This is a genomic window from Amycolatopsis sp. NPDC003676 (genome assembly GCF_053587275.1).
In genome coordinates this window covers 1-1034 of the sequence record NZ_JBSFNS010000444.1, presented here as the reverse complement: position 1 = coordinate 1034, position 1034 = coordinate 1, and the positions used below count along the sequence as shown (strand labels likewise).

The window sequence follows — 1034 nt, the reverse complement described above, 5'->3', positions numbered from 1 at the left end:
GCTCGGTGCATCCGGGTGGCGAAGTCGAGGATCAGCTCGGTGGTCACGTCGGGGTCGTCGACCTGCGGACAGTGCCCGGCCTGCGGCAGCACCCGCAACTCCGATCCGGGAATCTGCCGGTGGCCACTCACCGAGGCCCGCACCGGAATGAGGTTGTCGTGCCGACCGTGGACGAACAGCACAGGCACCGCGGGCAGCGCCGAATAGCCGCGGGCGAATTCGGCGAGCAGCGCGTGTGCGCCTGCCAGTCCCGCCCCGACCCGGATGGTCGCCAGCCGAGCGGCGATCGCTCGCGAGTGCTCGACGACCGCGGGCCCGCCCCGGCTGTACACCACCCACTGGATGAGCCGAGCCACCAGCGGACGCAGCACGGCGCGAGGCAGATCGATCATGCCCAGCAGCCGTTCGGGCAGCATCTTGGAGCCGAGCAGCGCCGAGATCCACCGCGTGGTCCCGAATCCGATGGCGTCCACGGCGACGACGGCCCGCACCGGCAGGTCCGGATTCGCGCCGGCGCGCAGCGCGAGTCCACCGCCCATCGAGTTGCCGACCAGGACGACGCCCTCCGTGCCGGCGTGCGCGCGGATCACGGCCGCGACGAATTCGTCCTGTCGGGGCAGCACCGAGGTCCCGGCAAGGCGCTCGTGTGGTTGCGGCAGGCTCACCGCCACCGCCCGATGACCGGCCGCGGCGAGCCTGTCGAGTACCTGGTTCCACGTCTGCGGCAGATCCATGATCCCGTGCAGCAGCAAGATCGTGGGTCCGGTTCCCGGACAGGACAATTCGACTGTCCGGTAGTCGTCGTAGACGCGTTCGGTGGTGGTGATCATCGGGTGGTGCAACGGCGTCATTGCCATCTCCTGGAGGTGTCGGTTTCCCCGAGCTCAGTCGTCGAGCTCGGACGATTCTTCGGCGGCCAGCCGCGCGAGCGAGTTGCGCAGCAGCTTGCCGGTGGCATTGCGGGGCAGGTGGTCGACGAAGACCACGTCGCGCGGCACCTTGTACCGGGCGAGGTTGCCCTTGACGTAGTCCTT

General features: G+C 69.4%; 2 protein-coding genes. Both read right to left on the bottom strand.

Going from position 1 to position 1034, the window contains the following annotated elements:
- On the bottom strand, window positions 1-851 hold an 851-nt coding region (locus ACWDNU_RS47100; RefSeq protein ID WP_449673612.1), incomplete at its 3' end, for an alpha/beta fold hydrolase.
- A 33-nt stretch (window positions 852-884) separates the two neighbouring features.
- Window positions 885-1034, bottom strand: a 150-nt coding sequence (locus tag ACWDNU_RS47095; RefSeq protein ID WP_449673613.1) for an AMP-binding enzyme, incomplete at its 5' end; no start/stop codon positions are given.